General features: G+C 56.2%; 14 protein-coding genes and 1 tRNA gene. 8 read left to right on the top strand and 7 right to left on the bottom strand.

All coding sequences use genetic code 11. From position 1 onward, the window contains the following. Positions 1-114: 114 nt before the first annotated feature. Complete coding sequence (locus ACU4F7_RS02160; protein WP_481637938.1) at positions 115-720, top strand: LuxR C-terminal-related transcriptional regulator; 606 nt, start codon at positions 115-117, stop codon at positions 718-720. Between the two features lie 36 nt (positions 721-756). Here ACU4F7_RS02160 and ecnB read toward each other — a convergent pair whose 3' ends face one another. From ecnB to efp, 3 genes are all read right to left on the bottom strand, one after another. Next, entirely contained in the window at positions 757-903 is a 147-nt protein-coding gene (gene ecnB, locus ACU4F7_RS02155) for a lipoprotein toxin entericidin B (RefSeq protein ID WP_024553405.1), read from the bottom strand. A 104-nt stretch (positions 904-1,007) separates the two neighbouring features. Then, entirely contained in the window at positions 1,008-1,139 is a 132-nt protein-coding gene (locus tag ACU4F7_RS02150) for an entericidin A/B family lipoprotein (protein WP_071809156.1), read from the bottom strand. Between the two features lie 60 nt (positions 1,140-1,199). Then, entirely contained in the window at positions 1,200-1,766 is a 567-nt protein-coding gene (gene efp / locus ACU4F7_RS02145; protein ID WP_024557236.1) for an elongation factor P, read from the bottom strand. Between the two features lie 40 nt (positions 1,767-1,806). Between efp and epmB the strand changes: the two genes are divergently transcribed. Next, positions 1,807-2,835, top strand: a complete 1,029-nt coding sequence (gene epmB, locus ACU4F7_RS02140; RefSeq protein ID WP_029591431.1) for an EF-P beta-lysylation protein EpmB — start codon at positions 1,807-1,809, stop codon at positions 2,833-2,835. Between the two features lie 130 nt (positions 2,836-2,965). Here epmB and ACU4F7_RS02135 read toward each other — a convergent pair whose 3' ends face one another. The 4 genes from ACU4F7_RS02135 to ACU4F7_RS02120 form a co-directional block, all read right to left on the bottom strand. Next, the gene (locus ACU4F7_RS02135; protein ID WP_029696937.1) at positions 2,966-3,319 is read right to left on the bottom strand and encodes a DUF4156 domain-containing protein; all 354 of its coding nucleotides are present in this window, start codon (positions 3,317-3,319) and stop codon (positions 2,966-2,968) included. Between the two features lie 151 nt (positions 3,320-3,470). Continuing rightward, positions 3,471-5,114 carry a chaperonin GroEL gene (gene groL, locus ACU4F7_RS02130; protein WP_024557239.1) on the bottom strand — a complete coding sequence of 548 codons (1,644 nt, stop codon included), beginning with the start codon at positions 5,112-5,114 and terminating at the stop codon, positions 3,471-3,473. Positions 5,115-5,161: 47 nt separating this feature from the next. Next, positions 5,162-5,455, bottom strand: a complete 294-nt coding sequence (locus ACU4F7_RS02125; RefSeq protein WP_029591432.1) for a co-chaperone GroES — start codon at positions 5,453-5,455, stop codon at positions 5,162-5,164. Positions 5,456-5,589: 134 nt separating this feature from the next. Next, positions 5,590-6,066, bottom strand: coding sequence for an FxsA family protein (locus ACU4F7_RS02120; RefSeq protein ID WP_024557240.1), 477 nt, complete (start codon positions 6,064-6,066; stop codon positions 5,590-5,592). A gap of 337 nt (positions 6,067-6,403) precedes the next feature. On the opposite strand from ACU4F7_RS02120, the gene aspA reads away from it, so the two are divergent. The 6 genes from aspA (at position 6,404) to ACU4F7_RS02090 (ending at position 12,304) form a co-directional block, all read left to right on the top strand. Continuing rightward, entirely contained in the window at positions 6,404-7,840 is a 1,437-nt protein-coding gene (gene aspA / locus ACU4F7_RS02115) for an aspartate ammonia-lyase (protein WP_325940345.1), read from the top strand. 117 nt (positions 7,841-7,957) lie between these two features. After that, a complete protein-coding gene (locus ACU4F7_RS02110; protein ID WP_029591434.1) occupies positions 7,958-9,259 on the top strand; it encodes an anaerobic C4-dicarboxylate transporter in 1,302 nt (433 codons plus the stop codon). Between the two features lie 94 nt (positions 9,260-9,353). Next, positions 9,354-9,677: a divalent cation tolerance protein CutA gene (cutA, locus tag ACU4F7_RS02105; protein WP_481637937.1), complete on the top strand. Its 324-nt coding sequence runs from the start codon at positions 9,354-9,356 to the stop codon at positions 9,675-9,677. Continuing rightward, the gene (locus ACU4F7_RS02100) at positions 9,653-11,491 is read left to right on the top strand and encodes a protein-disulfide reductase DsbD (protein ID WP_481637936.1); all 1,839 of its coding nucleotides are present in this window, start codon (positions 9,653-9,655) and stop codon (positions 11,489-11,491) included. The genes cutA and ACU4F7_RS02100 overlap by 25 nt, the downstream gene beginning before the upstream one ends. 49 nt (positions 11,492-11,540) lie before the next feature. After that, the gene (locus ACU4F7_RS02095; RefSeq protein ID WP_481637935.1) at positions 11,541-12,116 is read left to right on the top strand and encodes a transcriptional regulator; all 576 of its coding nucleotides are present in this window, start codon (positions 11,541-11,543) and stop codon (positions 12,114-12,116) included. A gap of 112 nt (positions 12,117-12,228) precedes the next feature. Further along, a tRNA-Phe gene (locus ACU4F7_RS02090) sits at positions 12,229-12,304 on the top strand. The last annotated feature ends 264 nt before the right edge of the window (positions 12,305-12,568 follow it).

The raw sequence follows: 12,568 nt of genomic DNA, 5'->3' as shown, positions 1-12,568 counted from the left end.
AAGCGCAGAAATAGGCGTCATACTGCCCGTAGATCCACGATTTATCGCCGCTAAATCCTCTTATGATGGTTATTCAGTGACCTCTTGTCCGACCCCCTGATTACGAAACTAACCATGTATAAAATCTTACTCATTGACCACTGTTATTTTAGCCGTCTTGGCATGGTGGGCTGGCTCAATCACTCTGAGTACTTTGAAGCGCCTTTTGCGATAACAGCAACAGACCACCTTCTGCGCGCAAGGGAATACATCCTGCAATGGCAGCCCGATCTGGTTGTGGCCGACCTGCACAGTTTTATGTCGGATATTCATCACATCAGTCAGCTTTCTTCTATTTTCGCTGCCTGCGGTAAATACACCCGCCTGTTATTGCTGCAAAGCGGCACGTCAGAAGCGCTGGAACAGTATTGCGAAACGCATAAGCCGTGGAAAACGGTCGAGAAATCTATCCCGCTTGGCGATTTGCAAACCGTTATTGAAGAGGCGATGCAAACGCAGCCGCTGACGCGTGAAGCTCGCACCGTAACGTCTCTGCTCACCTTGCGTGAAGAGCGAATTTTAAAGTGGTGGACGGACGGAATCGCCAATGAAGTGATTGCCCGCAATATGGGTATCGCGGTGAAGACGGTGTACACCTACAAGCGGAATATTCGTATGAAGCTCGGCGTGGATAACCGCTTCTCGCTGTTTGTTCCGCAGCATGAGCTCAGGGTGGAATAAACGGTACGGCACAGTCAGCCGTACCGTCTACTGAGATTACTGCTGGGCTTTAGTGGCCGCGCCGGAAATTGCGCTGCCGCCGCTCTGAATATCTTCGCCCACACCGCGAGTGGTGTTGCAGGCAGTCAGCAGAGAAGAAAGCACCAGTGCAGAAAAGAGCGCCGCCATTGTTTTCTTAGCCATAATTTCTTCCTTTTGTTACCAATGTTGTTTGTGTATAGCCACTTAAGCATAGACAAATTCCCGGAAAGCGACGGGAAAGGAGAAATTTTTAGGAGAATTAGAGGCTAGCGGGCGGCGCGTTCTATCGCATTGCCAAGATGCTGTACATCTTCACCGATGCCGCGCGCGGTGTTGCAGCCGCTCAAAAGCGCGCCGGAGAAGAACACCAGAAAAAGATAGCGAATAAAGCGTTTCATTGGTCTGCCATCCCTGAAGCAACGGTGTGGCGGACGCCACACCGCATGTCGGACGTGAACTTATTTCACGCGAGATACGTATTCGCCGGAGCGGGTATCTACTTTAATCACTTCGCCAATCTGTACGAACAGCGGCACTTTCACCACAGCGCCAGTGGACAGGGTGGCAGGTTTGCCGCCGGTGCCTGCGGTATCGCCTTTCAGACCCGGATCGGTATCAACGATTTCCAGTTCAACGAAGTTCGGCGGCGTTACAGAGATAGGCTGACCGTTCCACAGGGTCACGATGCACTCAGCCTGATCCAGCAGCCATTTCGCGTTGTCGCCTACGGCTTTGGCGTCAGCAGCCAGCTGCTCGAAGGTTTCGTTGTTCATGAAGTGCCAGAACTCACCGTCGTTGTAGAGGTAAGTCAGGTTCATATCCACAACGTCTGCGCCTTCGGCGGAGTCGGTGGATTTGAAGGTTTTTTCGAGGCGGGAACCTGTCAGCAGGCGGCGCAGCTTAACGCGCGCGAACGCCTGACCTTTACCCGGTTTCACGAATTCGCTGGATTCAACGGCGTAAGGTTCGCCATCCAACATGATTTTAAGACCGGCACGAAAATCGTTGCTAGAATAAGTCGCCATAAGGCCCTCTGAAATTGTTAACTGGTAGCTAAGCCACAAAATGGCGCATATTGTAACCCTAAATCCCCCATCCAGAGAAGATTGGTTATCGCAACTTGCCGATGTTGTTACCGATCCCGATGAGCTGCTTCAGCTTCTGAATATAGATACGAACGCCGAACTGCAGGCCGGACGAGACGCCCGCCGCCTGTTTGCGCTGCGCGTGCCGCGGGCGTTTATCGCCCGCATGGAGAAGGGAAACCCCAACGATCCGCTTTTGCGTCAGGTACTTACTTCACGCGAAGAGTTTATCGCCGCGCCCGGCTTTTCCACCGATCCGCTGGAAGAGCAGCACAGCGTGGTGCCGGGCCTGCTGCATAAATACCGTAATCGCGCCCTGCTGCTGGTAAAAGGCGGCTGCGCGGTAAATTGCCGTTACTGCTTCCGCCGCCATTTCCCCTATGCGGATAATCAGGGCAACAAGCGTAACTGGCAGGCGGCGCTGGATTATATCGCCGCGCACCCGGAACTTGATGAGATAATCTTTTCCGGCGGCGATCCGCTGATGGCGAAAGACAGGGAGCTGGACTGGCTGATAGCCGGCCTGGAGGCTATCCCGCATATCAAAAGGCTGCGCATTCACAGCCGTCTGCCGATAGTCATTCCGGCGCGTATTACCGATGAGCTGGCAGCGCGGCTTGAACGTTCCTCGCTTCAGGTATTGCTGGTCAACCATATCAACCACGCGCAAGAGATTGATGAGGAATTTCGCGGCGCGATGGCGCGGCTGCGCAAAGCGGGCGTGACGCTGCTAAACCAGAGCGTGCTGCTGCGGGGGGTAAACGATAGCGCCCGCACGCTCGCCGAGCTCAGCAACGCGCTGTTCGATGCGGGAGTGATGCCCTATTACCTGCATGTGCTGGATAAAGTGCAGGGCGCAGCGCATTTCATGGTCAGCGATGAAGAAGCCCGACGCATTATGCGCGAGCTGCTGACGCTGGTTTCTGGTTATATGGTGCCGAAGCTTGCCCGCGAGATTGGCGGCGAGCCGAGCAAAACGCCGCTGGATTTGCAGTTGCGTCAGAACTGATGTAGCCAGATGAAGAGAGGGTGGGAGGCGCTGACGCTTAGCCACCCTGCGTCGTGCAGATCCGCTATTTTTACAAAGCGGGTAAGCGCACCCGCCCTTTTCAACAACGCTTATTCGCCGCAACGCCCGATCAGTTCGGGCACTTATAAACCTGACCGGTCATTTTGCTGGCGGTCGGCACAAAGCTTGAAAGCAGGTTCTGCGTCGGGCTGCTTACGCCGTACACCACATTGCCGCCCATCTGCGCGGCTTTATTGCGCAGATCGTTTGCCGCGCCGCGCATTGAGCCGCCCTCTTCTCCCTGTTGGCCGGAGAGCCAGTTGCTCTGTTCGCCGGTAGCGCTGCCGACCAGCTGGCATTCATTGCCTGGCTTATCTTCCACAAAGCGAACGCTCTGACCCGCCGCTGTCAGCTGATTGCTGGAGCTACACCCTGCCAGCAGCAGTGCTGCCACAACCATTCCTGCTGAGACTTTCACGCGCATGTTATTCCTCGTTATCAGTGTGCTGGACACAGTCTGCCCGGTAAGACCTTATACTAAAAAGATGACCAAAAGAAAAACCCCCGACCATTTCTGGTACGGGGGTTCTCTTATTTCTGGGGGGTCGCCCGTCATACACGACGGGCGAAGGCGATTACATCATGCCGCCCATACCGCCCATGCCGCCCATGCCGGCAGCGCCTAAGTCGGCTTTATCTTCTTTCGGCAGGTCGGTCACCATGCATTCGGTGGTGATCATCAGGCCCGCTACGGAAGAAGCGTACTGCAGCGCAGAACGGGTTACTTTGGTCGGATCCAGAATACCCATGTCGATCATGTTGCCGTATTCTTCGGTCGCCGCGTTGTAACCGTAGTTACCGTCGCCCGCTTTCACGTTGTTCGCCACAACAGACGGCTCTTCACCGGCGTTGGAAACGATCTGACGCAGCGGCGCTTCCATTGCGCGCAGCGCAACTTTGATACCCACGTTCTGGTCTTCGTTCTGGCCAGTCAGCGCAGCCAGTTTAGCCGCTACGCGCACCAGCGCCACGCCGCCGCCAGCAACCACGCCTTCTTCCACCGCAGCACGGGTAGCGTGCAGGGCGTCTTCAACGCGCGCTTTCTTCTCTTTCATTTCGACTTCAGTCGCAGCGCCCACTTTGATTACCGCAACGCCGCCTGCCAGTTTCGCTACGCGCTCCTGCAGTTTTTCACGGTCGTAATCAGAGGTTGCTTCTTCGATCTGCTGACGAATCTGACCAACGCGGCCCTGGATTGCCGCTTCGTCGCCCACGCCATCGATGATGGTGGTGGTGTCTTTGTTGATAACCACGCGTTTCGCCTGGCCCAGGTCTTCCAGCGTCGCTTTTTCCAGCTCCATACCGATCTCTTCAGAGATAACGGTACCGCCAGTCAGGATAGCGATATCCTGCAGCATCGCTTTACGACGGTCGCCGAAGCCCGGCGCTTTCACCGCGGCCACTTTCACGATGCCGCGCATGGTGTTAACCACCAGGGTCGCCAGCGCTTCGCCTTCAACGTCTTCAGCCACGATAACCAGCGGTTTACCGGCTTTCGCAACGGCTTCCAGCACCGGCAGCATTTCGCGGATGTTAGAGATTTTCTTATCAGCCAGCAGGATGAACGGGCTTTCCAGTTCTACTGCGCCAGTTTCCGGCTTGTTGATGAAGTACGGAGAGAGGTAGCCGCGGTCGAACTGCATACCTTCAACCACGTCCAGCTCGTCCTGCAGGCCGGTGCCTTCTTCAACGGTGATAACGCCTTCTTTACCCACTTTCTCCATGGCTTCCGCGATCAGGGTGCCTACGGTTTCGTCGGAGTTAGCGGAGATGGTGCCTACCTGAGCGATAGCTTTGGAGTCGGAGCACGGCACAGAAAGGGCTTTCAGTTCTTCAACCGCTGCCAGCACTGCTTTGTCGATGCCGCGCTTGAGATCCATCGGGTTCATGCCCGCCGCTACCGCTTTCAGGCCTTCGTTCACGATAGCCTGCGCCAGTACGGTTGCCGTGGTGGTGCCGTCGCCTGCCGCGTCGTTCGCTTTGGAGGCCACTTCTTTCACCATCTGGGCGCCCATGTTCTCGAATTTGTCTTCGAGTTCGATTTCACGAGCAACGGATACGCCGTCTTTGGTGATGGTCGGCGCGCCGAAGGATTTATCCAGCACCACGTTACGGCCTTTCGGGCCCAGGGTAACTTTCACTGCATCTGCCAGCACGTTTACGCCGCGCAGCATTTTCACACGAGCGTCGCTACCGAATTTTACGTCTTTAGCTGCCATATCTTTTTTTCCCTTAAATTCGTACGTTCAGTTAGTCGCGCGTGAAATTACGCTTCAACAATTGCCAGAATGTCGCTTTCGGACATGATCAGCACTTCCTGATCGTCCAGCTTCTCGGTTTTCACACCGTAGCCATCATTGAAAATCACGGTGTCGCCCACTTTCACATCCAGCGGCTTCACTTCGCCATTTTCAAGGATGCGGCCATTGCCAACAGCCAGCACTTCGCCGCGGGTGGATTTGCCCGCCGCGGAGCCGGTCAGAACGATGCCGCCAGCAGATTTGGATTCAACTTCTTTACGCTTGACGATCACACGATCATGCAATGGACGAATATTCATTGATAGCTCTCCTTTGAGAAAGTCCGTATCAGTTATGGGTTAGGCCGAAGCAGGTATGCTCGCGGCTGGTGCCCTGAGAGATGGGGATGGGGTTTTCCCCCTTCAAGGGGGAAAATAAAAATTTTTTCGCTTTTTTACCGATCATCGCGATCGCGCTCTTCCAGACGTTTCGGCCCCTCGTCTTTACGCTGGTATTCGCCATCGAAAGTATTGCCGCCGCCCGCGCCCGCGCTAAAACCGCCGCCCGGCATGCGGCTAAAGCGCAAGTGGGGAAGCAGTTTCAGCGTCAGGTGTTTTTGCACCGGGGGCAGCAGCAGCAACAGGCCGAGGAAGTCTGTGAAGAAGCCGGGTAACAATAGCAGGAAACCGGCGATAATAAGCGAAACGCTTTTTACCATTTCCGCCGCCGGACTTTCGCCCGCCGCCATTTTCTCCTGCATCAGCAGAAAGTTTTTCAGCCCCTGGTTGCGCACCAGCGACATGCCGATAACTGAAGTGAAGATAACCAGCACCAGCGTCAGGAAAACGCCCAACGCATGCGCGACCTGAATGAAAAGAGATATCTCAATGTAAACATAGAGAAAGATAGCAATAAAGGGTATCCAGCGCACCGGCACCTCCTGTTCTGGCGAACGCCGTTCAGCGGTCGCAAATAAACGTTTTTTCAGCAGATTAGTCAGAGATGGAGGCGCGGTAGCCAACATTCAATCGCTTTGCCGCGATATTTTTCTCGAAATTAATAAGCGGTGATGCATTTCACAGATTAATAATTGTTATGTCCCGTCGGCGACAATAAGTGATCCAGATTACGGCTTTTCGCTATCATCAGCATATCATCACGGGCACCAGGCCAAATGAGGCTAAAAATGTTGGTCATCGCGGCTCCATAACCACATATCTCCTGCGTGTTTGGTGCAAACTTAGTCAGATTAAGCAAAGAAGGTTCACATGTTAAACAACATTCGTATCGAAGAAGATTTGTTGGGTACCAGGGAAGTTCCAGCGGACGCCTATTACGGCGTTCATACTCTGCGTGCGATTGAAAACTTTTACATCAGCAACAGCAAAATCAGTGACATTCCAGAATTTGTGCGCGGCATGGTAATGGTGAAAAAAGCCGCCGCCATGGCGAACAAAGAATTGCAAACCATTCCGAAAAGCATCGCCAACGCCATTATTGCTGCCTGTGATGAAGTGCTAAACAATGGCAAGTGCATGGATCAATTCCCGGTAGACGTTTACCAGGGCGGCGCGGGCACTTCCGTCAACATGAACACCAACGAAGTGCTGGCCAATATCGGGCTGGAGCTGATGGGTCACCAGAAAGGCGAATACCAGTACCTGAACCCGAACGACCATGTGAACAAGTGCCAGTCCACCAACGACGCTTACCCGACCGGCTTCCGTATTGCGGTATACGCCTCCATCGTGAAGCTGGTAGACGCCATCAACCAGCTGGGCGAAGGTTTTCAGCGCAAGGCGGTAGAGTTTGAAAAAATCCTGAAAATGGGCCGCACCCAGTTGCAGGACGCGGTGCCGATGACGCTGGGCCAGGAGTTCCATGCGTTTACCGTGCTGCTGAACGAAGAGACCAAAAACCTGCTGCGCACCGCGGAGCTGCTGCTGGAAGTGAACCTGGGCGCCACCGCTATCGGCACACGCCTTAATACGCCGGACGGCTATCAACACCTGGCGGTGCAGAAGCTGGCGGAAGTGAGCAACCTGCCGGTGGTGCCGGCGGAAGACCTGATTGAAGCCACCTCCGACTGCGGCGCTTACGTGATGGTACATAGCTCGCTGAAACGCCTGGCGGTTAAGCTGTCAAAAATTTGTAACGACCTGCGCCTGCTCTCTTCCGGTCCGCGCGCGGGCCTGAATGAAATCAATCTGCCGGAACTTCAGGCAGGCTCCTCCATCATGCCGGCTAAAGTGAACCCGGTCGTGCCGGAAGTGGTAAACCAGGTTTGCTTTAAAGTTATCGGCAACGACACCACGGTGACCATGGCTTCTGAAGCGGGTCAGCTGCAGCTTAACGTCATGGAGCCGGTTATCGGCCAGGCGATGTTCGAATCTATCCACATCCTGACCAATGCCTGCTACAACCTGCTGGAGAAATGCGTTAACGGCATCACCGCCAACAAAGAAGTGTGCGAAGGTTACGTTTATAACTCCATCGGCATCGTGACTTATCTCAACCCGTTCATTGGCCACCACAACGGCGATATCGTCGGCAAGATTTGCGCCATGACCGGCAAGAGCGTACGGGAAGTGGTGCTGGAGCGCGGCCTGCTGACCGAAGCGGAGCTTGACGACATCTTCTCGGTACATAACCTCATGCACCCGGTTTACAAAGCCAAACGGTATACCGATGAAAGCGAACAGTAATCCCTTTTCAGGGTAAACTTACAAAGGCACGTCCATTAAGGACGTGCCTTTTTCGTTTTCAGGGGCTACGAAAACACAACAACTTTTTATCAACTCGTTAAAACAAGGAAGACCACTATGTTTGGTGCTGAACTCGTCATCGTCCTGCTGGCGATATATCTCGGAGCCAGGCTCGGCGGCATCGGTATCGGCTTTGCCGGCGGGCTGGGCGTGCTGGTGCTGACCCTGCTGTTCCAGATTAAACCCGGGGCGATTCCCTTTGACGTTATTGAAATCATCATGGCGGTTATCGCCGCTATCGCCGCGATGCAGGTGGCGGGCGGAATGGATTACCTGGTGAGCCTGGCGGAGAAACTGCTGCGTCGTCATCCAAAATACATCACGTTTATCGCGCCGCTGGTCACCTGGTTTATGACCATTCTCGCCGGCACCGGCCATACCGCCTTTTCCACCCTGCCTGTCATTACGGAAGTGGCCAAAGAGCAGGGCATTCGCCCATCCCGTCCGTTATCCATCGCCGTGGTGGCGTCACAAATCGCCATCACCGCCTCCCCGATTTCTGCTGCCGTGGTCTTTTTCGCCGGTATTCTTGAGCCGCTGGGCGTCAGCTATCTGACACTGCTCGCCATTTGCATCCCGGTGACGCTCATCGCGGTGATGCTGACGGCTATCGTCTGCAACTTTCTGGGCGCCGAGTTAAAAGACGACCCGGTTTATCAGGAGCGTCTGGCAAAAGGCGAGGTAAAGCTGCGCGGCTCTCAGGTTTTCCAGATTAAGCCGCACGCCAAACGCGCGGTAGGCCTCTTCCTGGTGGGCATTGTCGCCGTCATGTTCTACGCCACCGCCATCAGCCCCACCGTCGGGCTTATCGCTAACCCGGTGCTGCCGCGCAACGAAGCGATTGTGGTCTTTATGCTGACCATCGCCACGCTGATTTGCATTACCTGTAAAGTCGATACGGGCGAAGTGCTCAACGCCAGCACCTTTAAGTCGGGCATGAGCGCCTGTATCTGCGTGCTGGGCGTCGCGTGGCTTGGCGATACGTTTGTTAAACACCATATTGACGATATTCAGGCGGTGGCGGGCAACCTGCTGCACAGCTATCCCTGGCTGCTGGCGGTAGTGTTGTTCTTCGCCGCCACCCTGCTTTATTCGCAGGCGGCGACCACGAAAGCATTAATGCCCGCCGCGCTGATGCTCGGGGTAAGCCCGCTCACCGCCGTCGCCTCTTTTGCTGCGGTCTCGGCGCTGTTCGTGCTGCCGACTTATCCGACGCTGCTGGCGGCGGTGGAGATGGACGATACCGGCTCGACCCGCATCGGCAAATATGTCTTTAACCATGCCTTCCTGATCCCGGGCGTTATCGCCATCGCGCTATGCGTGATTCTGGGTTTTGTTATCGGCGGCATGCTGCTGTAACGCCGCGTAAAGACGGGCCGTTCGCGGCCCGTCGCCTTATTCCCCGTCCTCTTGCGTGGTATAGTCTCTTTTTTCGCTGACAGGGGAAAACGCTATGACCCTACCCGACGCCGTTGTTGTTCTCTGTACCGCGCCCGATGAAGCCACCGCGCAGGAGCTGGCGGCAAAAGTGCTGGCCGAAAAGCTTGCCGCCTGCGTGACCCTGTTGCCGGGCGCGTCTTCGCTCTATTACTGGGAAGGCAAACTTGAGCAGGAGTATGAAGTCCAGATGCTGCTGAAAAGCGACGTCGCTCGCCAGCAGGCGCTGCTGACCTGCCTGAAAACTCACCATCCGTACCAGACCCCGGAACTGCTGGTTCTGCCAGTGCTCCACGGAGACAATGATTACCTCTCATGGCTCAACGCATCTTTACGCTGATCCTGCTGCTTTGCAGCACCTCAGCTTTCGCCGGACTCTTTGATTCACCGGGCAAAAGCCAGTTTGTTCCCGCAGACCAGGCTTTCGCCTTTGATTTTCAACAGCGCGACCAACAGGTTGTGCTGAACTGGCAAATTAAGCCCGGCTACTATCTCTACCGCCAGCAAATAAACATTACGCCACAGAAAGCGACCATAACGCCGCCCACCCTGCCGCAGGGCGCCTGGCATGAAGATGAGTTTTACGGCAAAAGCGAGATTTATACGCAACAACTCACTCTGCCCGTTACGCTCACCCATACCGAACAAGGCGCCGCGCTTAGCGTGACCTACCAGGGTTGCGCCGAAGCGGGCTTCTGTTACCCGCCGGAGACCCGCGTGGTGCCGCTCAGCGCTGTAGAGTCGAGCGCGCCGGAAGCCAGGACAAATGCCGGTGCGGATACCGCCATCATGCCGCCTCTCCCGTCAGAAAAGGCGGCGGGCGCCAATGGCTCGCTGAAAACGGGCGTCACGGCGCGCCCGGCCGGTAATGGGGAAACCAACGTCGCTGATGACGCAAACACCGCATCTTTACCTGCCGGAGAGCGGCCTGAGGCAGGGGCCGCGCTTCCCTTCTCCGCCCTGTGGGCGTTGCTGATAGGCATTGGCGTTGCCTTTACCCCTTGCGTGCTGCCGATGTACCCGCTTATCTCCGGCATTGTGCTTGGCGGCAGGCAGCGCCTTTCCACCGCACGGGCGCTGTTGCTCGCGTTTATTTATGTACAAGGCATGGCGCTCACCTATACCGCCCTGGGACTGGTGGTCGCGGCCGCCGGGCTGCAATTCCAGGCAGCGCTGCAAAGCCCCTGGGTGCTGATTACGCTCTCTGTGGTGTTTGTTTTGCTGGCGCTTTCCATGTTCGGTCTTTTCACGCTGCAACTGCCTTCTTCGCTGCAGACGCGTCTGGCGCTGATGAGCAACCGCCAGCAGGGCGGCTCGGCAGGCGGCGTCTTCGCGATGGGCGCTATCGCCGGGCTTATCTGCTCGCCCTGCACTACCGCCCCGCTCAGCGCCATCCTGCTTTACATCGCGCAGAGCGGAAACGTCTGGCTTGGCGGCGGCACCCTCTATCTCTATGCGCTGGGGATGGGGCTGCCGCTTATTCTCATCACCGTTTTCGGCAACCGGCTGCTGCCGAAAAGCGGCCCGTGGATGGAACAGGTCAAGGTCGCCTTCGGCTTTATCATTCTCGCCTTGCCGGTGTTCTTGCTTGAGCGCGTGCTGGGAGAAACCTGGGGGCTGCGGCTGTGGAGTCTGCTGGGCATCGCGTTCTTCGGCTGGGCGTTTATCGCAAGCCTTAAGGCGGAAAAAGCCTGGCTTCGCGTCGTGCAGATTGCGCTGCTCGCCGCCGCGCTGGTCTGCGCCCGCCCGCTGCAGGACTGGGCGTTCGGCGCGCCCGCCGCAACCACGCAGGCGCAGTTAAGTTTCACACGCATTTCCAGCGTCGATGATCTCAACCAGGCGCTGGCGCAGGCAAAGGGCAAACCGGTGATGCTGGACCTCTACGCAGACTGGTGCGTCGCCTGCAAAGAGTTTGAAAAATACACATTCAGCGAACCGGCAGTGCAAAACGCGCTGAAAAATACGGTTCTGTTGCAGGCGGACGTTACAGCCAACAGCGCGCAGGATACGGCTTTGCTTAAGCATTTGAGCGTGCTGGGGTTGCCGACGATTTTGTTCTTTGACGCCGAAGGCAATGAGCGCCCTTCGGCCCGCGTGACAGGTTTTATGGATGCCGCCGCCTTTAATGCGCATTTGCACAATCAGGCGCTGTAAACGACACTTTGAGTGGGAAAAACCGTTGGGATGAACGGAGGAGTGAACCGTGCAACGTGAAGAAGTTTTAGAGCACGCCCTGCATATCCTTGAACAACAAGGACTTGCTAACACCACGTTCGAGATGGTGGCCGCCAGGGCGGATTATCCGGTTGAGGAGATGCAGCGTTTCTGGCCGGATCGGGAGGCGCTGCTGTATGACGCGTTGCGCTATCACAGCCAACAAATCGACGCCTGGCGCAGGCAGCTTATCCATGATGAAGAGATGCGCGACGAAGATAAACTGCTGGCGCGCTATGACGCCCTTTCCGGCTGCGTGGATAACGAGCGCTATCCCGGCTGTCTGTTTATCGCCGCCTGTTCGTTTTTTCCGGACCCGGCGCACCCTATCCACCAGCTTGCGGATCAGCAAAAGCGCGCGGCCTGGGAATTTACCCATGCGTTGCTGACGCGTCTGGAAGTAGACGACCCGGCGATGGTCGCGGAGCAGATGGAGCTGGTGCTGGAAGGGTGCCTCAGCCGCCTGCTGGTTAAACATAACCGGGCGGATGTGGATACCGCGCGTCGGCTGGCGGAAGACATTCTGCGTCTGGCGCTGTGCCGCCAGGGCGGCGCGCTAACCTGAGCTTAGCTTTTGCCGTTTTTGCATGAAAAGCAGGCAATCGACACAGTTTTACCGATTTTTTATGACAAAGCCGTTGACGCCCCGCGGCCTTTACGGTTTAATGCGCCCCGTTGCCCGGATAGCTCAGTCGGTAGAGCAGGGGATTGAAAATCCCCGTGTCCTTGGTTCGATTCCGAGTCCGGGCACCACTTATTCTGAAAACCCAGCCTATGGCTGGGTTTTTGCTTTTGGGGGTTCCGGACTCTTCATCGAACGATGTTCGATTGTTCGCCACCTCCCTGTGGCTCACCCCTGCGGGGCCAGCGCGGTTCGCGCTGTGCAAAAACGCTCCCGGCGTTTTTGTCCGAGTCCGGGCACCACTTATTCAGAGAACCCAGCCTATGGCTGGGTTTTTGCTTTCTGGGGTTCCGGACTCTTCATCGAACAACGTTCGATTGTTCGCCACCGCCCTG

It is taken from the genome of Franconibacter pulveris (genome assembly GCF_056780215.1).
This window is presented reverse-complemented; position numbering and strand designations above follow the sequence as displayed.

Excerpts from the sequence above, each read along its gene's own strand:
- ACU4F7_RS02160 (WP_481637938.1), top strand. The coding sequence starts at position 115 with ATGTATAAAATCTTACTCATTGACCACTGTTATTTTAGCCGTCTTGGC.
- ecnB (WP_024553405.1), bottom strand. The coding sequence starts at position 903 with ATGGCTAAGAAAACAATGGCGGCGCTCTTTTCTGCACTGGTGCTTTCT.
- ACU4F7_RS02150 (WP_071809156.1), bottom strand. The coding sequence starts at position 1,139 with ATGAAACGCTTTATTCGCTATCTTTTTCTGGTGTTCTTCTCCGGCGCG.
- efp (WP_024557236.1), bottom strand. The coding sequence starts at position 1,766 with ATGGCGACTTATTCTAGCAACGATTTTCGTGCCGGTCTTAAAATCATG.
- epmB (WP_029591431.1), top strand. The coding sequence starts at position 1,807 with ATGGCGCATATTGTAACCCTAAATCCCCCATCCAGAGAAGATTGGTTA.
- ACU4F7_RS02135 (WP_029696937.1), bottom strand. The coding sequence starts at position 3,319 with ATGCGCGTGAAAGTCTCAGCAGGAATGGTTGTGGCAGCACTGCTGCTG.
- groL (WP_024557239.1), bottom strand. The coding sequence starts at position 5,114 with ATGGCAGCTAAAGACGTAAAATTCGGTAGCGACGCTCGTGTGAAAATG.
- ACU4F7_RS02125 (WP_029591432.1), bottom strand. The coding sequence starts at position 5,455 with ATGAATATTCGTCCATTGCATGATCGTGTGATCGTCAAGCGTAAAGAA.
- aspA (WP_325940345.1), top strand. The coding sequence starts at position 6,404 with ATGTTAAACAACATTCGTATCGAAGAAGATTTGTTGGGTACCAGGGAA.
- ACU4F7_RS02110 (WP_029591434.1), top strand. The coding sequence starts at position 7,958 with ATGTTTGGTGCTGAACTCGTCATCGTCCTGCTGGCGATATATCTCGGA.
- cutA (WP_481637937.1), top strand. The coding sequence starts at position 9,354 with ATGACCCTACCCGACGCCGTTGTTGTTCTCTGTACCGCGCCCGATGAA.
- ACU4F7_RS02100 (WP_481637936.1), top strand. The coding sequence starts at position 9,653 with ATGGCTCAACGCATCTTTACGCTGATCCTGCTGCTTTGCAGCACCTCA.